Source organism: Hyalangium ruber (assembly GCF_034259325.1).
Taxonomy (GTDB): Bacteria; Myxococcota; Myxococcia; order Myxococcales; family Myxococcaceae; genus Hyalangium_A; species Hyalangium_A rubrum.
Genome location: NZ_JAXIVS010000001.1, coordinates 532,286 through 551,579 on the forward strand (window position 1 = coordinate 532,286; position 19,294 = coordinate 551,579).

13 protein-coding genes are annotated in these 19,294 nt (G+C 69.0%); 5 read left to right on the forward strand and 8 right to left on the reverse strand.

From position 1 onward, the window contains the following. Position 1: 1 nt before the first annotated feature. Positions 2 to 1,090, reverse strand: a complete 1,089-nt coding sequence (locus tag SYV04_RS02210; protein WP_321543890.1) for a DUF4388 domain-containing protein — start codon at positions 1,088 to 1,090, stop codon at positions 2 to 4. A gap of 40 nt (positions 1,091 to 1,130) precedes the next feature. Here SYV04_RS02210 and SYV04_RS02215 point away from each other — a divergent pair, with 40 nt between their 5' ends. Both SYV04_RS02215 and SYV04_RS02220 read left to right on the forward strand, forming a co-directional pair. Further along, positions 1,131 to 2,066: an alkaline phosphatase family protein gene (locus SYV04_RS02215; RefSeq protein ID WP_321543891.1), complete on the forward strand. Its 936-nt coding sequence runs from the start codon at positions 1,131 to 1,133 to the stop codon at positions 2,064 to 2,066. A 49-nt stretch (positions 2,067 to 2,115) separates the two neighbouring features. Next, positions 2,116 to 2,937, forward strand: coding sequence for a hypothetical protein (locus SYV04_RS02220; RefSeq protein WP_321543892.1), 822 nt, complete (start codon positions 2,116 to 2,118; stop codon positions 2,935 to 2,937). 9 nt (positions 2,938 to 2,946) lie between these two features. Here the strand turns inward: SYV04_RS02220 and SYV04_RS02225 are convergent, their stop codons facing one another. The 3 genes from SYV04_RS02225 to SYV04_RS02235 form a co-directional block, all read right to left on the reverse strand. Next, on the reverse strand, positions 2,947 to 4,665 hold the full coding sequence (locus SYV04_RS02225; protein ID WP_321543893.1) for a TldD/PmbA family protein: 1,719 nt from the start codon (positions 4,663 to 4,665) through the stop codon (positions 2,947 to 2,949). 102 nt (positions 4,666 to 4,767) lie between these two features. Then, the gene (locus SYV04_RS02230) at positions 4,768 to 6,093 is read right to left on the reverse strand and encodes a nucleotide sugar dehydrogenase (protein WP_321543894.1); all 1,326 of its coding nucleotides are present in this window, start codon (positions 6,091 to 6,093) and stop codon (positions 4,768 to 4,770) included. 62 nt (positions 6,094 to 6,155) lie between these two features. Then, complete coding sequence (locus SYV04_RS02235; protein WP_321543895.1) at positions 6,156 to 8,231, reverse strand: alginate lyase family protein; 2,076 nt, start codon at positions 8,229 to 8,231, stop codon at positions 6,156 to 6,158. A gap of 334 nt (positions 8,232 to 8,565) precedes the next feature. On the opposite strand from SYV04_RS02235, the gene SYV04_RS02240 reads away from it, so the two are divergent. The 3 genes from SYV04_RS02240 to SYV04_RS02250 all read left to right on the forward strand — a co-directional run bounded on the left by SYV04_RS02240 (position 8,566) and on the right by SYV04_RS02250 (position 14,031). Next, positions 8,566 to 9,459 (forward strand): sensor histidine kinase, encoded by an 894-nt coding sequence (locus tag SYV04_RS02240; RefSeq protein WP_321543896.1) that lies wholly within the window; start codon positions 8,566 to 8,568, stop codon positions 9,457 to 9,459. Positions 9,460 to 9,526: 67 nt separating this feature from the next. Continuing rightward, positions 9,527 to 10,435, forward strand: a complete 909-nt coding sequence (locus SYV04_RS02245; protein WP_321543897.1) for an ABC transporter ATP-binding protein — start codon at positions 9,527 to 9,529, stop codon at positions 10,433 to 10,435. Positions 10,436 to 10,446: 11 nt separating this feature from the next. Continuing rightward, the gene (locus SYV04_RS02250; protein WP_321543898.1) at positions 10,447 to 14,031 is read left to right on the forward strand and encodes a M1 family aminopeptidase; all 3,585 of its coding nucleotides are present in this window, start codon (positions 10,447 to 10,449) and stop codon (positions 14,029 to 14,031) included. Positions 14,032 to 14,047: 16 nt separating this feature from the next. On the opposite strand, the gene SYV04_RS02255 is transcribed toward SYV04_RS02250, so the two are convergent. From SYV04_RS02255 to SYV04_RS02270, 4 genes are read right to left on the reverse strand one after another with little or no spacing between them, the layout of a single operon-like run. Then, on the reverse strand, positions 14,048 to 16,633 hold the full coding sequence (locus SYV04_RS02255) for a hybrid sensor histidine kinase/response regulator (protein WP_321543899.1): 2,586 nt from the start codon (positions 16,631 to 16,633) through the stop codon (positions 14,048 to 14,050). Positions 16,634 to 16,642: 9 nt separating this feature from the next. Next, positions 16,643 to 17,218, reverse strand: coding sequence for a chemotaxis protein CheW (locus SYV04_RS02260; protein ID WP_321543900.1), 576 nt, complete (start codon positions 17,216 to 17,218; stop codon positions 16,643 to 16,645). Between the two features lie 9 nt (positions 17,219 to 17,227). Beyond that, entirely contained in the window at positions 17,228 to 17,641 is a 414-nt protein-coding gene (locus SYV04_RS02265) for a response regulator (protein ID WP_321543901.1), read from the reverse strand. Further along, the gene (locus tag SYV04_RS02270; protein WP_321543902.1) at positions 17,638 to 19,284 is read right to left on the reverse strand and encodes a methyl-accepting chemotaxis protein; all 1,647 of its coding nucleotides are present in this window, start codon (positions 19,282 to 19,284) and stop codon (positions 17,638 to 17,640) included. Before SYV04_RS02270 ends, SYV04_RS02265 begins: the two co-directional genes overlap by 4 nt. Between the last annotated feature and the right edge of the window lie 10 nt (positions 19,285 to 19,294).

The following is a 19,294-nucleotide window of genomic DNA, read 5'->3' on the forward strand; positions in this document are numbered from 1 at the left end:
CTCAGCGCAGGGGCATGGTGAGCTGCACCAGGCCCATGCGCACCAGCTTCGCCAGCGTGCGCAGGGTGTCCAGCTCGCGCGCGGGCACGGCCAGCACGAGCGTGGACACGTCCCAGCTCCCGTTGACCAGCCCGGCGATCTGCCGCTCCTCGGGCTTGAGCAGCGACATGGACTCCGGGTCGTGGACCGGCACCGGCACCGCCACCGGAGGCAGCTCCCCGTAGAGCGCCGCCACGTGCTCGCGCTGCACCATGCGCGCGAACTCGCGCACCCGCCGGTCCGCGGGGTCACTCGCCAGCAGCGAGGCGCAGATGATGCCCGCCGAGTCGTACTGCCCCTCGCGCACCAGCACCGCGCCCTTCTCCAGCATCTCCGCCACCGGATCGGCCTCCACCTGCGGAGCGCCCTCCACCTCCACCAGCTTCAGGCGCAGCAGGTCGAAGACGCGCCGGGTGACCGAGGAGCGCGACACACCCATGGACAGCCGCAGCCGCCCCAGGTTCTGCGGGGTGGCGCACAGCGTGAGGATGGCCCGGTGCAACAGCGGCTGGCTCGCGCTCGGCGGCCCCAGGGCGCGCACGCTCATGGCGTCGATGGGCAGGGCCTGGTCCACGTCCCCGTGCTCGTCCACCCAGCGCAAGGACTCGAAGAGCAGCTCGCGGATGCTCATGTCCGAGGGCACCCAGTCCTCGCCGGTGCGGTCCGCGTCCTCCGTCCAGTGGAACGAGCCCCGGCCCGCGATGGTCAGGTCCATCATCGCGCTGAACAGCTCCTCGCGACCGATCTCTCGCACCAACCGCACATCCACCCCATGCGTGGAGAAGGCCTGCTCCACATCGGGTGTGCGCTGCGTCTCATCGAAGGCCGCCAGCACGCGGCTGCCCTTGGCCAGCCGGGCCAGCTCCAGCAGCCGGGCCACGCGCTCGCGAAGCCCCCGGCTGGCGGTCGCCATGACCTGGCCGGAGAGAACGAAGATCTTTCGCTCGCCTGCCTCCCACGAGAGCTGCAACGTCCCCGTCTTGCGGGAGCCGTCCAGCCACTGCAGGAGTTCAGGAAGCGGATAACTGAAGAGGTCGCCTTGGAGGGCCATGGTGACGGGGTCCCGAAATTCAAGGATACAGTCAGAGACCGTGCGCGTCGCGCTCCTCTTCATCGATGGTGTGGGTGTAGGCCGGAAGGACCCGGCGGTGAACCCACTTGCCAGCAGGGCCCACCTGCTCTCCCATTTCGGAGACGCTCCGGGCAACCCCTTGCCCGAAGGGGGGAGCTACACCCCTGTAGACACCACCTTCGGCGTGGAGGGCCGCCCCCAGTCGGCCTCCAACCAGACGGCCATCCTCACCGGCGACCCCGCCCCGGTCCTCATCCAGGGCCACGTGCTGGGCTACCCCAACCCGCCCCTGCGCGCGCTGCTCGCCGAGCGCTCCCTGGTCAAGCGATTGGTGGCCGCCGGACGCACGGCGACCTTCGCCAACAGCTACGCGACGGCGTACCTGGACGCGCTGAAGCTGCCCCGCCGCGCCTCCGCCACGCCCCCCGAGTTCGTCCTGCCACCAGCGGCGCTGCGGCGGCTGAAGCCCTCCGCCTCCACCCTGGCCTTCGCTGCGGGAGGCGTGCCGCTGCGCACGCTGGACGACGCACGCGCGGGAGAGGGCCTCACGCATGACATCACCGGAGCGAAGGCGGGCGCCCGAGGCTTCGAGGTGCCCCAGCGCACGCCCGAGGAGGCCGCGCGTGTCTTCTGGCGGGTGGCTGAGGGCGCGGACTTCACCTTCTTCGAGCACTACCTCGCGGACGAGGCGGGCCACGCGCGGGACTTCCCGCTGGCCCTGGAGGCCCTGGACACATTCGACGCCTTCGCCCGCGCTGTGGTGGCCACACGCCCGCCGGAGGCCCGAGTGCTCATTTGTAGTGATCACGGCAACGTGGAGGATCTCTCCACGCGCAGCCACACCCTCAACCCCGTCCCCGTGCTCTACTTCGGCCCGCCGGCGCCGGAGGTGGAGGCGCTGGCCACCGTGGCGGACGTGGGCCGCACGGTGTTGCGCTGGCTGAACGTGGAGTGAGGTGCGCGTGACGGTGGGCAGGAGCCACAGGCGAGCGACGTGGGCCGCGATGCTCGCATTGCTGCTGGGGACAGGGTGTACCTTCCCCCGAGTGGCGATGTTCCAGGAGCAACAGCCGCTGGAGACGCCGGTGGGCGCCTTCCGCCTGGAGTACCCACCCCAGGACACGAAGAGCGCGGCCATGGTCCGCGAGGCCATCGAGCGGGCGAGCCCCCTGCTCACCCGCTGGGGCATGCTCCAGCAGCCCGTCACGGTGCGAATCCACCCGGATCACCGCTCCCTGGAGCGGGCGGCGCGGCGCACCGATCTGCGCTGGCTGAGGGCCTGGTCGCGCTACGACGCCGTGGACGTGCAGGCACCGGGCAGCTGGACCCCTCTGGCGGGCAGCCAGCGAGACATGGATGAACTGCTGCTCCACGAGCTGACGCACAGCCTGATGTACCAACAGGCGGCGGACGAGGGGGTGTGGCGCCAGAAGAAGATCCCCGCGTGGTTCCGCGAGGGCATGGCCTCGTTCACGGCCAACCAGGGCTACCGCTGGCCCACGCTGGAGCAGCTGGCCCGCCTCATGGCGGAGCACCCCACGTGGGAGCCTCTACTGCGGCCCGAAGAGCTGCACGCCGACCAGATGCCCGTGGCCTATGGCGCGGCCCACCACGCCTTCACCTTCCTGGTGAACCGGTACGGTGAGGACCGGGTGCGCGCGCTCCTTCAGGAGATGAGCAAGGGCCCGGACTTCCCGGTGGCCTTCACGTCGATCGTGGGGCTGCAGCCCGAGCTCTTCCTTCGGGACTTCAGCCGCTACGTCCGCCTGCGGGGCTTCAAGGGGGGGCGACTGCTACAACCCACGCAGCCTCCGCCTCCCCCGTGACGATGTTCTCTACTTCTTCGCCTCCGGCTGAGCCGCGGCCGCCGAGGGGCTGGTGAGCAGGGGCGGACGGTCCTTGCCCTCCATCGTGCGCTGCAGCTCGATCTCCTGCAGCAGCACGGCGGGCGACACGGTGGACACCGGCACGTTGCCGCTCTCCGCGCCGCAGAAGCCGTTGAAGATGCCCTGCTTGGCACCCGTGGCCAGGATGCGGTTGATCGAGGACAGCGGCGTGCCGACGATCTCCACCCCGCGCACCAGGGACTCCTTCCCGTCCCGCACATCCACCCGGTACACCATGCGCGGCACGCCCTTGAAGGCCTGGTAGCCGTAACCCGAGGTGTTGGTATTGCCCCCGGTGATGTCGCGGATGATGAGCCCGTAGGGCTTGCCCTGCCGCTTCGCCTCCTCGATCAGCATCTTCTTGAGCTGCTCGTCGCTCACCTGCTTCGAGGACTCCACGAGCAGGTTCGCCATGCGGGCCACCGGCCGACGGTTGCCCTGGCTGCGCCCGTGTCCGTTCGACTGCAGGAAGCCCTCCACCGGCTGGCGCGACAGCAGATAGCTCTTGAGCACGCCCTTCTCCACCAGCGTCACCCTCTGCCCCTTCACGCCCTCCTCATCGAAGAGGTAGTAGCCGTTGAGCGGATCACCCTTCAGCGCCCGCAGGGTCGGATCGTCGTACATGGAGATGAAGGGCGGCAGGATCTGCTTGTTCTCCTGCCCGCGGAACGTCTTGCCCTCGCGATCATCCCCCTGCCGGTGTCCCTCGAGCCGGTGCCCGATGGTCTCGTGGAAGAGCACCCCCGCCGCCTCGGGCGCCAGGATGGCAGGGCCCGTGTACGGATCGATCGCCGGCGCCTTGCGCAGCGCCAGCAGCTCCGAGATGACCTTGCCCGCCGCCTCCGCCATCTCCTTCTCGTTCGGCAGGCCCGCCTCGGTGGGCGAGTAGAAGATGCGCGCGTCATCGAGCAACTGCCCATCCTCCGCCCGTGCCACGGCGGTGATCTGCAACCCGTACAGCGTCTCCTCCGTCACGATGCGGCTGCCCTCGGTGGAGACGAAGACGCGCACCATCTTGTCGGCGGTGACTCGCACGTCCGAGTCGAAGATCTCCGGGTGGGCGTTGAACTGGGCCGACAGCTCGCGCGCCACGCGCTTCCACCGCTCGCGGTCGAACGGGAACGCCACCGGCGGCTGCACGTGCGTGCCCGGCTTCTCGCGCGAGAAGGACGGCGGGCGCTTGGGGTCCTCCACCGTGTAGACGTCCTCGCCCTTCTTCTTGAGGAACTGCACGAGCGCCGACTTGTACTTCTCGTCCGTCATCAGCCACAGCGAGGTGCGCAGCGCCACCGACGAGTCATCGATGGGGCCCTCCGGCCGGGCGAAGTAGCTGGTGCCCTTGGTGGAGACCAGGAAGTCCATCTCCTCGGGCACCGAGCTGTCGAAGTCGTACGAGCCCACGCGCACATCCACGGCGAGCTGGCGGTTGCGGTAATTGTCGTCGAGGAAGAGCGCGCCGTAGCGGGCGGAGATGACGGACTGGTCGTAGTCCTTGAGCTGGTAGCTCATGAAGTACGGCGCGTCATGGCCCTGGAGCTTGAGCTGCTGCTGGTTGCGAGTCATCTCCGCCGACATGGCCTCGAGCAGCGACTGGCGAGGGTCGGCTGGCGGCGCGGCGGCCAGGAGGACGGCGGAGGCGGTCAACAGGGGGAGGAGTCGGAGTCTCACGCGCCCACTGTATCCAAACCACCCCGCAATGCATCGAAGGTCCTCACCGCCCCACGTGGGAGCGGCGAGGACCCTCGTCTGGGAGGCTGACAGCCGGGAAGGCTAGGCCTTCGTCACCTTCTCACGGCCCGGGCCAACCATCTTCGTGGCGTTGCGCGTGTCGATGACGCACTGGGCCTTCTGCACCACCATCGCGTAGTCGATGGAGGAGTGGTCGGTGAGGATCAGCACCGCGTCGTACTCGCCGATGGTCTCCGGCGACAGCGGCACGGAGCTCATCTCGAAGTGGAAGCCGTGGCCCTTCTCCAGCTTGGGCACGTACGGATCGTGGTAGCTGACCTCGGCGCCCTTCTCATTGAGCAGCGAGATGACGCGCAGGCTCGGGCTCTCGCGCATGTCATCGATGTCCTTCTTGTAGGCCGCCCCGAGGCACAGCACCTTGGCGCCGTTCAGCGTCTTCTTGTGCTTGTTGAGCGCCTCCATGGTGCGCTGCACCACGTAGTACGGCATCTGCGTGTTCACCTCGCCGGCCAGCTCGATGAACTTGGTGTGGAACTCGTACTCGCGCGCCTTCCACGTCAGGTAGAACGGGTCGATCGGGATGCAGTGCCCGCCCAGGCCGGGGCCGGGGAAGAAGGGCATGAAGCCGAACGGCTTGGTGCTCGCCGCCTGGATGACCTCCCAGACGTCGATGTTCATCCGGTCGCAGAGCATCTTCATCTCGTTGACCATGGCGATGTTCACGCAGCGGAAGATGTTCTCCAGCAGCTTGGAGAGCTCCGCCACGCGCGTGGAGGACACCGCCACCGTCTCCTTCAGCGCGCTGGAGTACAGCGCCTGCGCCACCTCGAGGCACGCCGGGGTGAAGCCGCCGACGATCTTCGGGATGGTCTTCGTGTTGAAGCTCTTGTTGCCCGGGTCCTCGCGCTCGGGGCTGAAGGCCAGGTGGAAGTCCACGCCCGCCTTCAGGCCGTTCTTCTCCAGCAGCGGCTTGAGCACCTCCTCGGTGGTGCCCGGGTACGTGGTGGACTCCAGCACGAAGAGCTGGTTGCGCCGCACGTACGGGGCCAGCGCCTCGCCCGTCTGAATGATGTACGTCATGTCCGGCTCACGCGAGGCCGTCAGCGGCGTGGGCACGCAGATGACGATGCAGTCCATCTCCGTGGCCTTGGCGAAGTCCGTCGTCGCCTTGAGCTTGCCCTCGTTGCTGAGCTTCGCCAGCGGCTCGCTGGGGATGTGCTTGATGTAGCTCTCCCCCTTGCCGATCTTCTCGATCTTGCGCTTGTCGATGTCGAGACCCGTCACCGGGAAGCCGGCCTCCGCGAACGCCATGCCCAGCGGCAGTCCCACGTAGCCCAGCCCCACCACCCCCACCTTCGCCTCCCGCTTGCGAATCATCTCGACCAGCGGGCTCACCATCACTCGCATCTTCTTGCCCTCCCAGAGGGGCGCCGCGCCACACGGTCAGCCCCAGCCCAACCACCTTGAACTCACAGGAAAACGACAACCCACCTCAGCCACGCGGGGGGCACCAGCTGCACCCCGTAAACCACTGCCATCGCCGGCTCCACGCGCCCGTACCCTGGCGAGTACCGGGATGGCTCCAGCCGCGGTGACAACCCCACCGCGAAGAGCACCAGCGCCCGGGCCGCACCCGCCGGCCCCAGCTCCATTCCGAGCGGTTCGAAGGTGCGCGGTGCCTCCGGTACGCGCAAGGCCCTCCGCAACTCTTCTTGCGAGGGAGCCCGCATCCGCACATGGGTGTCCGGCAGGTGCAGCCGGCCCACCACGTCATGCGTCCCCGTACCCACGAGCCGATCCGTCACCGAGAGCACGCGCTCGCGCTTGTCCAGGTAGAAGGTCCGCTCCACGCCCACGGGCGCCGGCAGGCTTCGGTAGCCATCGTGCCGCACGGAGAGTCGATCCAGCTCCGGCCCGGCCTGGAACACCTCCACCCGCGCGCGCGCCGCCTCGGGCAGCGCGAAGAGGCGCTCCGGCACGATGGGTACCTGCTCCACGCCATCCAACTGGAGCGTGTTGTGCAGGGCGGTGCCGCGGAACGCGTTGCGCACGTTCGGATCCCGCGTGTACGTGCCGGTGCCGGGATCCACGATGACGGGTACGCCGCCCAGGTGCAGCTCGAAGGAGAGCTTGTCGTTGTGGTTGTGTCCGCCTACCCCGCCCTGCCCCTGAGGGCCCGCGCTGACGGTAACGACCGCCCCCGCGCCGCGCAGCACGTGGAAGCCTCCCTCGGGGAAGCACACCGAAACCGGCGGAGGTGCGGGAGGAAGCGCCTGGAAGCGCTCCAGCCCCGGCAGACCGAGCAACCAGGCTGCCTCGTCCGGGAACTCGCCCCCCGCCAGGCTCCCATCCGAGAAGAGCGCGGCACCCAGCGGCGCCAGGTAGCCATGGTCCAGGTCGGCCCTGTCCCGAAGCGGGAAGACGCGGCCCGAATCATTGTCGCCCACCTGAGGAGCCAGCCCCTGCTCCGAGCACCACGCGCGGGCGGCTCCGTACATCCGCCGCAGCCGCTCCGTGTAGCTGTCGCCCAGGGAGGTCCCCGCCCCGAGCCCCACCACATAGGCCAGGGTGAACAGCTCCACCGAGAGCCGGTGGTAGGGCGTGGAGCCCTCGAAGGAAGTGCCCTCCGCGTGTACCTGCGCCTCCATCTGCGCGCGCAGGCCGTTCACCGCGAGCGCCACCTGGCTCGGCGCGTTCGGCAGCTCCGGGAAGAGCAGGCCCACCACCAGCAGGCCCACGAAGTTGGAGACGAGGTGGTTGTTGGGAACGGCGCCCCGGTCCTCCAGGTGCGCCTCCACCCACGCGGTGTGCTCGGTGAGCGCGCTCAGCACGGGCACGAGGAACTCGGGCCGCTGCACCTCGGGCGCCTCGGCGAACATGGCCAGCGCCTGCGCCACGTTGGCCGCACGCAGCGCCACCTCCATGGGGCAGGTCCAATGCACGCCCATGCCCGTCGGGTTGGCCTGGAGGAAGTCGATCACCTGCAGCACGAAGGCCCGCGCGAACCGCGAGCGCGCCGCCTCGTCCTGCTCCACCCAGTAGCCCTGCGCGAGCGCCACCAGGCTGTCGAGCCGCCCGAGCTCCCACGCGTACTTCGGATCCGAGCCGTGCCGCTGCAGCTTCAGCTGCTCCACCGGCTCCAGCGGGAAGCGGTAGCCGCTCCACACATCCAAGGACCAGTCCACCGGCTTGCCTTCACCGAAGGCCACGCACGTACCGAAGACATTGAACTCCTGGCGGAGCGCCGTCTGTGCCCGCTCGAGCGCCCTTTCCTTCGCGCCAGGGATGGCCGCGAGCGCCTGGAGCACGGACGAACGCTGCTGAGGCTCGCACCACGCGCCGGTGTGGCGCGTCTCCAGGAACCGGCTCGCCAGCTCCGTGGCGGAGGCGGCACCATAGGCCTGCAGGATCCGCAGCTCATCCACAGGATACCGGCGGCGATAGAGCGCCTGCCGAGCCGCGCCCTGAACCCGTCGCACCGCGCTCTTTGCTACAGCGGCAGGCGCGAGACGAACCAGCGCCGTGTAGTAATCGAGAGTTCCCATCCAACCCCTTCCACCGTCCGTACTTGTGTTAGCAATCGCCCGGCCAGCGCAAACCCCTTGAAGTTGCTGGGAACGCGAGTACCGCTGCCCCAGAGGGCCGGTAAAAAGTGCTGTAGCGCGCGGACCTCATGAGAAGTTCCGTTCCCTGGCTGATGTCGCGCGGTACCTCAGGTAGGCAGTGTTGCGCCGCACTCGGTGCGTGCCCATTCCTTGGCGCGTGCGTGTCAGAGCGTTGAGCGAGCGGCGTGCCCAGGGAGTTTCCGGGGCATCGGGGGTGGAGGGGGTACTCGCGGCGGTAGCCGAGCGAGCGCTTCAGAAGGGGGCGCGGGCGGGGATGGACGCCCTCCTTCAGGAGGCGCTGCGGCTCACGGGCGCGCTGGGCATCGCCCTCCATGAGGGTCGGGACCGGGTGGCGCAGGCGGGGCTGAAGCCGCCCCCTCTCTCCAAGGCACGCGCGCTCCAAGTGATTCACGCGCCGGATCAACGGACGGCCCTGGTGGTGGTGCCGGAGCGCGGCAGTCCGGAGGAGCGGGAAGCGTTGGCGAAGTTCGCCCGCCTCGCGAGCACCCTGTTGGCTACCCAGAGACGGGAAGCGGCGGCCCAGGCTCGACAGGCACACCTGTCTCGGGAGCTGCGGCAGTTGGAGCAGGCCGTGGCGTACCGGGAACGCAACCGCTCGCGGGCCTCGCACGATCTCAGGACGCCCCTGCTCGTCATGAAGGGCTACGTGGACATGATGCGCAAGGGGATGACGGGCGAGCTCACCCCCACCATGGAGCGCTACCTGGAGCGCATCCACGGCGCGACCCAGGACATGAGCGCGCTCATCTCGCAGCGCCTCGCGGCCGGCGATGCGCCCGAGGATCTGCTCTCGCTGCTGCGCGGAGCCTTCGAGCGACTCGCGCGCACCCAGAACCTCTCCCTGCGCTCCGAGGGCGCCCCACCCGCCGTGCCGGTGCGTGGACTCCACTCCGAGCTGCTCCTGCTGACCCGGACCCTAGCCCGAAGCCTGGCCGCCACGGGGACTCCTCAGGTGGACCTCGGTATCGAGGCCCGGGAGACCGTGAAGATGTGGAGAGTGAGCCTGAGCACGACTTCGGATCAGCCGCTCCCGGCGAGGATGATGCAGCGCTTGGACGGGCTGGTTCAGAAGCTGGGCGGCACACTGGCGGTACGGCTCTCGCCTTGCCTCGAGCTGACCCTGCAACTGCCCGCGGCGATGACCTGATACACGGGCGTGGACGCACGCGCGCGGATGTTCCAATGATGTGGCCCCCGCTTTGCCGAGGCCCATCATGGAGCTGCGAATCCAGAACCTGTCCAAGCGCTATCCCAACGGGACGCAGGCGCTCGCGGACGTAACGCTCACCGTGAAGCCGGGGATGTTCGGGCTGCTGGGCCCCAACGGCGCCGGCAAGTCCACGCTGATGCGCACCCTGGCCACGCTCCAGGAGGCCGACAGCGGCAGCGCCACCCTGGGCGAGATCAACGTGCTGCGGGACAAGGACGCGGTCCGCCAGGTGCTGGGCTACCTGCCCCAGGACTTCGGCCTCTACCCGAAGGTAGCCGCCGAGGACCTGCTGGAGCACCTGGCCACCCTCAAGGGCATCCGGAACGCGAAGGAGCGCAAGCAGGTGGTCGCGGCGCTCTTGCAGCAGACCAACCTCCACGCCGCGCGCAAGAAGCCGCTGGGCAGCTTCTCGGGCGGCATGCGCCAGCGCTTCGGCATCGCCCAGGCGCTCCTGGGCAACCCGCGCCTGCTCATCGTGGACGAACCCACCGCGGGCTTGGATCCCGAGGAGCGCGTGCGCTTCCACAACCTGCTGTCGGAGATCGGCCGCGACGTCATCGTCATCCTCTCCACGCACATCGTCTCGGATGTCCACGAGCTGTGCGCGCAGATGGCGGTGATGAACGGGGGCCGGGTGCTACTCACCGGTGAGCCCCAGGCCGTCATCTCCCAGTTGTCCGGCCGCATCTGGCGGCGCTTCGTGGAGAAGGCGGAGCTGCCCACGCTCCAATCCCAGTATCAGATCATCTCCACGCGGCTGGTGACGGGGCGCACCCGCGTCCACGTCTACAGCGAGAGCGCGCCGGGCGCGGGCTTCGAGCCGGTGGAGCCAGATCTCGAGGACGCCTACTTCGCCACCATCAAGGGCCACGTGCGGGACGCGCCGGCCCCCTCGCTCCAGGCCCAGGGCTGAGGAGGCACGCCATGCTCGCCATCGCCCTCTTCGAGCTGCGTCGCCGGCTGGGGATGCTGTCCACCTGGGTCTACTTCGGCGTCTACCTGGCGCTCGGCTTCATCACGATGAACGCGGCGGGTGGCGCCTGGGAGGGCGTCGTCTTCAGCGCGGGAGGCGGCGGCAAGGTGCTCGCCAACTCGCCCCACTCGCTCGGGATGATGATGGCCTTCCTGGGCTACACCGGCGTCATCATCACCGGCGCGATGATGGGGCAGGCCGTCTACCAGGACTTCGCCGCGGGCACCCATACCCTCTTCTTCACCACGCCCATCTCCAAGGCCCAGTATCTCTTCGGCCGCTTCCTGGGGGCCTTCCTCGTCCTGCTCGTCATCTTCAGCAGCCTGGGACTGGGCGCCTTCGTGGGCAGCCACATGCCCTGGCTCCAGAAGCATCTGGTGGGGCCCACCCTGCCCGCCGCCTACCTGCGGCCGTACCTGCTGAGCGTGCTGCCCAACCTGATCATCACCGGCTCGCTCTTCTTCGCGCTGGCCACGCTCACCCGGCGCATCCTCCCCGTCTACGTCGCCAGCGTGGTGCTCTTCATCGGCTACCTCGTCGGCAGCAACCTGCTGGCCGAGCTGGACACCAAGTGGATCGCCGCGCTGGTGGATCCCTTCGGCCTGTCCGCGCAAGGCTTCGCGAGCGAGTACTGGACGGTGGCCGAGAAGAACACGCAGCTCCTGCCCCTGGAGGGCTGGTTCCTCGTCAACCGGCTCGTGTGGCTGGCCATCGGCATGGGCGCCCTCGCCTTCACCTACCTGCGCTTCCAGCGCACCCATGCCCTGGATCTGAAGGGCGCGAAGGAGCAGACGCCCCGCGAGGCCGAGACCGCCACGGCCGTTCTCGTGCCACCACCCGCCACCCGGGACTTCCGGTCCACCACCTTCCTGGGGCTGCTGCCCCGACTGGCGTGGCTCGATCTGAAGGAGACGGTGAAGAACGTCTACTTCGTGGTGATGGTGCTCGCGGGCGTGCTCTTCGTCCTCATCAGCTCGCGCGCGCTGGGGAGCATCTACGGCACGAACACCTGGCCGGTGACGTACATGGTGCTGGAGCTGGTGGGCGGCACCTTCTCCCTCTTCCACGTCATCATCATCACCTTCTACTCGGGCGAGCTCATCTGGCGGGAGCGCGACGCGCACATGAGCGGGTTGATGGACACGCTGCCCACTCCCGGCTGGCTGCCCTATGTCACCAAGCTGCTGGCGCTGATGGGCGTGCAGGTGCTGCTCACCTTCGTGGTGCTCGCCTGCGGCATGCTCGTCCAGCTCACGCGGGGCTACACCCAGTTCGAACTGGGGCTCTATCTGCAAGAGCTGTTCGGCATGCGGCTGCTGGACCTGTGGCTGTTGTGCGTGCTCGCCGTGTTCATCCACGTGGTGGTCAACCACAAGTACCTGGGGCACTTCGTCATGGTGCTCTACCTGATGGTGAGCACCTTCGCCGCGCAGCTCGGCTTCGAGCACAACCTGTACCGGTTCGGCGGCACGCCTCCGTATACGTACTCGGACATGAACGGCTATGGGCCGTTCCTCCGGCCGTTCTACTGGTTCCAGGGGTACTGGGCGCTGACAGCCGTGGTGCTCGCGCTGGTGGCGCACCTGGGCTGGGTGCGCGGTACGGAGGAGGGCCGGCGCTCGCGGCTCCTGAGCGTGCGGGCGCGCCTGTCCCACCCAGTGCGCTTCGGACTGGCGCTGTCGCTGCTCGCCTTGGCCCTGGTGGGTACCTACATCTTCCACAACACCAACCGCCTCAACCGCTTCACCACCGAGCGCGAGGAGCAGGAGGAGCTCGCCGAGTACGAGCGAAAGTACAAGGCCCTCGAAAAGGAGCCTCAGCCGCGCATCGTCGCGGTGAAGGTACAGACGGACCTCTACCCCCAGGAGGCCCGCGTCCACTTCCAGGGTACCTACGGCCTGGAGAACCGCTCAGGCCAGCCGGTGAAAGCCATCTACGTGGCGCTCCCCGCCACCAAGGAGCTCACCGTGAAGCGACTCTCGGTGGCAGGCATGGAGGCGCCGAGCGAGCAGGACGCGAAGCACGGCCTCTCCACCTACCGCCTGTCCGAGCCGCTACCGCCGGGCGCGAAGGCGGAGCTGCACTTCGACCTCGAATACACCTCGCGTGGCTTCAAGAACGACGCTCAGAACACCGAGGTGGTGGAGAACGGCAGCTTCCTCAACAGCAACCTGCTGCCACACCTGGGCTACTCGGAAGGCGCCGAGCTCAGCGATGAGGACATCCGCAAGCGCATGGGCCTGCCCCACAAGGAGCGCATGGCGGACGTGAACGACCTGAACGCCCGGATGAACACGTACATCACCTCGGACTCGGACTGGGTGACGTTCGAGGCCACGGTGAGCACCAGCCCTGATCAGATCGCGCTGGCGCCCGGCTACCTGGAGCGGGAGTGGACCGAAGGGGGGCGGCGCTACTTCCACTACAAGATGGACCGCCCCATCCTGAACTTCTACTCGTTCCTCTCCGCGCGCTGGCAGGTGCGGCGCGACAAGTGGAACGACGTGGCCATCGAGGTCTATTACCACCCCGGCCACGAGTACAACGTGGAGCGGATGGTGGACGCGGTGAAGGCCTCGCTGGACTACTACACGCAGGCCTTCAGCCCATACCAGCACCGGCAGGTGCGCATCCTCGAGTTCCCCCGCTACGCCACCTTCGCCCAGTCGTTCCCCAACACCATCCCCTACTCGGAGAGCATCGGCTTCATCGCGCGGGTGGACCCGGACGATCCGGAGGACGTGGACTACCCCTACTACGTCACGGCGCACGAGGTGGCGCACCAGTGGTGGGCGCACCAGGTCATCGGTGGCAACGTGCAGGGCGCCACGCTCCTGTCGGAGACGCTGTCGCAGTACTCGGCCCTCATGGTGATGAAGCGCAAGTACGGCGCCGAGCGCATGGGCCGCTTCCTCCGCCATGAGCTGGACCGGTACCTGCGCAGCCGTGCCATCGAGCGCAACAAGGAGATGCCCCTGGCGCGCGTCGAGAACCAGGCGTACGTCCACTACAACAAGGGCAGCCTGGTGATGTACGCGCTGCAGGACTACGTCGGCGAGGACAAGGTGAACCAGGCGCTCGCGGCCTTCCTCAAGAAGACGGCGTACCAGCAGCCGCCCTTCACCCACTCGCCCGAGCTGATCGCCGAGCTGCGCGCGGTGACGCCCGAGCACCTGCGCTACCTCATCGAGGATCTCTTCGAGCGCATCACCCTCTACGAGAACCGAGCCGTCACGGCCACCTCCACCGCGCGGCCGGACGGCAAGTTCGAGGTGAAGCTCACGGCCAAGGCGCGCAAGGTGGAGGCCAATGGCCTGGGCGAGGAGAAGGACCTCTCGCTCGACGACTGGGTGGACGTGGGCGTGCTCGACAAGGACGGCAAGCCGCTCTACCTGGAGCGGCACCGCGTGCAGGCCCAGGACGTGAGCTTCACCGTGGTGGTGGACCAGCAGCCCTTCAAGGCCGGGCTGGATCCGCTCTACAAGCTCATCGACCGCAAGCCGGACGACAACACGGTGCGGGTGGAGGCGCTCTGACTCCGAGCGCCTCGGCTCAGCGCGAGGGCAGGAGCTGCCGGACGAGCTCGAGCAGCTTGCCGCGCTCCACCTCGCGCTTGACGATGTAGCCGTCCGCGCCGGCCTCGAGGCCCTCGGCCCGCTCCTCGGGGCTGTCGAGCGAGGTGACGAGGATGATGGGCGTGCGCTGCAGCGTCGGGTGGGACTTGATGCGTCGCGCCAGCCCCACGCCGTCCAGCCGCGGCATCTGCCAGTCGCTGACCACGAGCTGGCAGGGCGTCCGCTCCAGCACGCTCCAGGCCTCCTCGCCGTCGGCGGCGGTGACCACCGGGTAGCCGGCGATCTCCAGCAGCGACTTCATCGCGAAGCGGGTGGTGAGCGCGTCGTCGCACACGAGGATGCGCGGGCGGCGCACCTCGCTGCCCGTGCCAATCCCGCGCGTGCTGGGCGAGGCGGCGCGCAGCAGCTCCGGCGCGTTGAGCACGGGCACCAGGCGACCGTCATCCAGCACGGCGGCGCCCGCCAGATGCGACACGGCGCGCAGGTGCTGGCCGAGCGAGCGGACGACGATCTCCTGCTGACCCGTCACCTCGTCGATGGCGTACACCACGCGCTCGGTGCCGAGCGCCAGCAGCATCACCGGCTGCATCCGCCCGTTCTCCAGCGCCAGCGGCAGCCGGGGCAGGCCAATGGCCTCCGAGAGCGAGAGGAAGGTGAGCTGCTCGCCATCCACGCGCGCCACGACACGCCCGGCCACCGTGCCCACATCCTCTGGCGCCAGCCGGAACACGCGCTCGACGACGTCGGAGGCGATGGCGACCACCGTGGTGCCCACGCGAACCAGCAGCCCCAGCGCGGAGGCGAGCGTGAGCGGCAGGTCGATGGTGAAGCGCGTGCCCTGCCCTTCCGTGTAGCCGATATCGACCGCGCCCTGGAGGCGCTGCGCCGTGGCCAGCACCACGTCCAGGCCCACGCCGCGTCCAGAGGTAGCCGTCACCTCGTCACGGGTGGAGAAGCCGGGCTGGAAGATGAGCCGCGCCGCCTGGGCGTCGGTGAGCTTGGCGGCGGACTCGGCCGTCAGCAGGCCGCGCTTGATGGCGGTGGCGCGCACCTTGGCGGGAGACAGACCGCTACCGTCATCCTCCACCACCACGGCGATGCGCGTGCCACGGGCCTCCACGCGGACCCAGAGCCGGCCCACCTCGGACTTGCCCGCCTCGCGACGCGCCTCTGGCGACTCGATGCCATGGTCGATGGCATTGCGCACCAGGTGCAGCAGCGGATCCTTCAGGGCGTCCAGGATGCGCCGGTCCAGCCGCACATCACCGCCGGTGACGTAGAGCTCCACTTGCTTGTCCAGGCGCGAGCTCACCTCGCGCACGGTGCGCCGCAGCGGCTCGAGCACCTGGCTGGAGGGCACCATGCGCAGGTCACGCAGGTCGTCGCGCACCACCTGGGCTACTAGGTTGAGCTGCTCGCCCTCGCGGGTGGAGTCCTTCAGGAGTTCCACCAGCTTCTTCTGCATGCCGCGCAGGCCCGTCACTCCGGTGCGCAGGGACTCCAGCGCGGGGCTGCCTCCCGCCAGCGACAGCTGGGACGAGGAGCGCTCCAGGTTCACGATCGCGTCGTGGGTATTCTCGAGCAGATCCCTCAGGGACTCGGTGCGGCGCGCCTGCTGCGAGCGCCCCGCGATGAGGTGCTCCACCTGGAGCCCTAGCGACTCCAGCGTCTTCACCGAGACGCGGATGGCGTGGTCCACGCCCTTGTCCGCGCCCTTGGAAGCGCTCGAGGCCGAATTCGAGGCCGAACCCGCCTCGGAAGTCGCCTTCAGCGCCTTGGCGGCCTGCTTCACCGGAGACGGAGGCGGCTCGGCGTGCGCCTTGGGCTCCGGGGGCGCCGCGGGAGCCTCGGGCTCGGCGGCGGCGAGCATGAGCCGCATGTCGACGAGGATGGCGGACAGGTCCGAGGCGGCGATGCTCGCCACGTCCCCCGGCTCCTCCATCTTCGCGAAGCCCACCGCCGTCAGCTCCGCGAGCGGAACGACGCGGGCCTCCTTCGCGGACTCGGCCCCGGTCTTCAGCGAGCGCGCCAGCGCCACCGCCGCGCGCACCGTGCCGGCCCGGTCCTCCACGTTCGGAGAGACGAGGCGGATCAGCGAGGCCTCCAGCTTGTCCAGGGCCTCCAGCGCCTCCTTTCGGAAGCGCTCGGCCCCAGCGCGAGGCGCGGCCTGGGCCGTCTCGCCCCAGCGCAGCGCCGTCACCAGCTTCGCCAGGTCCTCGATTCCGGGCTCCTCGCCCGCGTCCCCGCGCGTCAGCGCTCTCTCGATGGCGTCCAGCCCGGTGAGGGTCGCCCCTACCACCTGGCGCGGCAGCTGGTCCTCGCTGCGGAAGCGCGCCAGCCCATCCTCGATGGCGTGGACGATCTCTTCGATCTCCGAGAGGCCCAGACTCGCCGCGGAGCCCTTCAGGCTGTGTACCAGCCGCTTGAGCGAAGGGAGCAGATCCGGATCGCGTCCGGTCGGATCCTCCTCCAACCCCATCAACTTCGAACCGATGGCCTGGATCTGCTCACGCGTCTCCGCGGAGAAGATCGGCCAGATGCTGCGGAGCACCTGCGGATCCATGCGCCGTGCCTACCCTCTCCTCTCGGCGGCGGGGATGCCGAGCTGCACCACGTCGAGCACCGTCAACCGGTCCGGCGTGAGAAACTGGAAGGGGCCCGGCGGCGGCTGCGAGAGCGAGGAGCGCAACAGCTCCTGGCGCCCATCCACCATCTCCGCCGCGATGCCGAAGGCCTCTCCCGCCACGTCCACCACCACCACCTTGCTCAGGTCGGACATGCCGCCGCCCTCCAGCCCCAGCAGCTGGCGGAGGTCCAGCACCGGCACCACCCGAGACCGGGAGACGAGCGCACCCAGCACATGCCGCGGCGCGCCCGGCAGCCCGCAGAGGCCACGCGACTCCAGCACGTGGTCCACCTGCTCGATGGGGACCGCATAGCGCTCGCCGCCCACGTGGAAGGCGAGCACCGTGAGTACCGCGGGGCGCACCTCCTCACGCGAGCCCGCGAGCGCCTGGGCACGTGCGGACAGCACGGCCTTGCGCTTCTCCGGAGTCACCTGGGCGTCTTCAATCAGCGCCTTCGCCTCGTCGAGGCGGCGCATGAGCCCGGAGTAGTCGATCTCCACCTTCTCTTCGGTACCGGACATCTGGCGTGCTCAGCGCCCCGTCGGGCTCTTGGCGGGCAGCTTCAGCAGCTCGCGCACCCGCTCGCGCAGCTCGTCCACCGAGACGGGCTTGTTGAGGAACGCGCTGGCGCCCACCATCCGTCCCCGCTGCCGGCTCGCCTCATCCTTGAGCGAGGTCAGCAGCAGGAAGGGCGTGCTGTGCAGCGAGGGGTCGCCCCTCACCGCCGCGCACAACGCGAAGCCGTCCATCTCCGGCATCTGCACGTCGGAGATGATGAGATCCGGCTTGAGTTCACGGGCCTTCGCCAACCCCTGGACGCCGTTGCCCGCGTCGAAGAATTGAAGCCCCCAGCCCATCAAGTACACCTGCAGCAGGTTGGTGATCGTCTTCGTGTCCTCGACGATCAACACCTTCATCGGGCTGCGCGATCCGGCCAAGTTCATAGCTGATACCTACCTACGAGCTCCGAGAAACGCTTCGATAGATTCGTGAGATTGCCCGCGACCTGTTCAATCTGGCGGGTGCCGCTGACGGTATCCGTCATCGCCGAGGATAGCTCGCTCATTGCGGTGGCGATCTGCTCAACACCAATCGTCTGCTGCCGGGTGTTGCCCGCAATCTGCCGCGCGGCGGCCGAGGACTCGCGGATGACCTCCGCCAGCCCGAGGATGGCGGAGCCAGCGCTCTGCGCCAGCGCCATGGCCGCCGAGGCACGGCGGCTGCCCTCGTCCGTGGCGGCCACGGCCGCCTTGGTGCCCTTCTGCACCTCGCCCAGCAGGGCGCGCACCTGGTTGGCGGCCACCTTGGACTGCTCGGCCAGGGCGCGCATCTCCATGGCCACCACCGCGAAGCCGCGGCCGTGGTCCCCCGCCTTGGCCGCCTCGATGGCGGCGTTGAGGGCCAGCAGGTTGGACTGCTCGGCCACGTCGCGCACCGTGGTGATGATGTCGCTGATCTGCAGGGCGCGCTCGTTGAGCTCGGCGATGGCCACCGCGATGGCTCGCACCTGCTCGCCGAGCTTCTCCATGCCGGCCACGCTCTCGGACACCACCTTCTGGCCTTCGGTGGACAGGGCCTCGGAGCGCTGGGTGCCGCTGATCACCGAGTCGGCGTAGGTGGTCGCCTGCTTCGACGTCTGGGCGATCTCGGCCACCGTGGTGCTCGTCTCGTTGATGGCGGAGGCCTGCTCGTGCGCCATGGCCGACTGCTGGGTGGAGGTGGTCAGCGCGCTGGTCGCCTCGCGCTCGATGTCCGCCGCGGCGCTGCGCAGGTCCGTCAGCAGGTGCGTCACCGTGGCCGCCATCTTGGCGAAGCTGCGCGCCAACTCGCTGATCTCGTCACTGCCCCGCGCGTCGATCTGCTGGCGAAGGTCTCCCGCGGCGATGCCCGCCGCCGCATGCGCCAGCCGCTCCAGCGGCACCGTCAACAGCCGGGACACCTGGAACGCGGCGGCCAGGCACACCGCGAGCACCAGCAGGGACAGGCCCAGCGCCTGCCACGCCACGCTTCGGACGGCCGAGGTGAGCGAGTCGAGCTTGATGCCCACCTGCACCGTGCCCACCCGGACCGGCTCGCCCGCGGGCACCGTCTTCTGGGGGTCGACCGGATCGACGCCCCCGCGCCAAGCGAAGAAGATGGGCTCGGAGTTCTCCAGCGCCTGCAGGTGGCCGATGCGCACGTCCCGGCTCTCGGTGCCGTCCTTCGGCGGCGCGGCCACGGGGTCCGCCTTGGCGAACTCCTCGTCGGCCGCCTGCGCCAGCACCACGTCATTGCGGTCGCGCACCACGACGTACGCCACCTCGGGCATGGTGCGCCGCGTGGCGTCGACCGCGTGCTGCAGGCTGGCCTTCTCGTTGCCGACCGTCGCGGCCGCCAGATTGGTCGCCAGCTGGAGGCTCACCACCTTGGCGCGCGTGGCCAGCTCGCTGCGCAGCGCCCCACGCATCTGGATGGAGAACACCACGCTCAAGATGGCCGCCACCAGGGCGCCGGTCAGGCCCGTGATGAAGAGGATCTTGGTGCGCAGGCTGAGCCGTCCCACCGCTTCCTGCCCCGGTACGGACAGCTTGATGCCTTGGACTTCCACGTTACCTCCC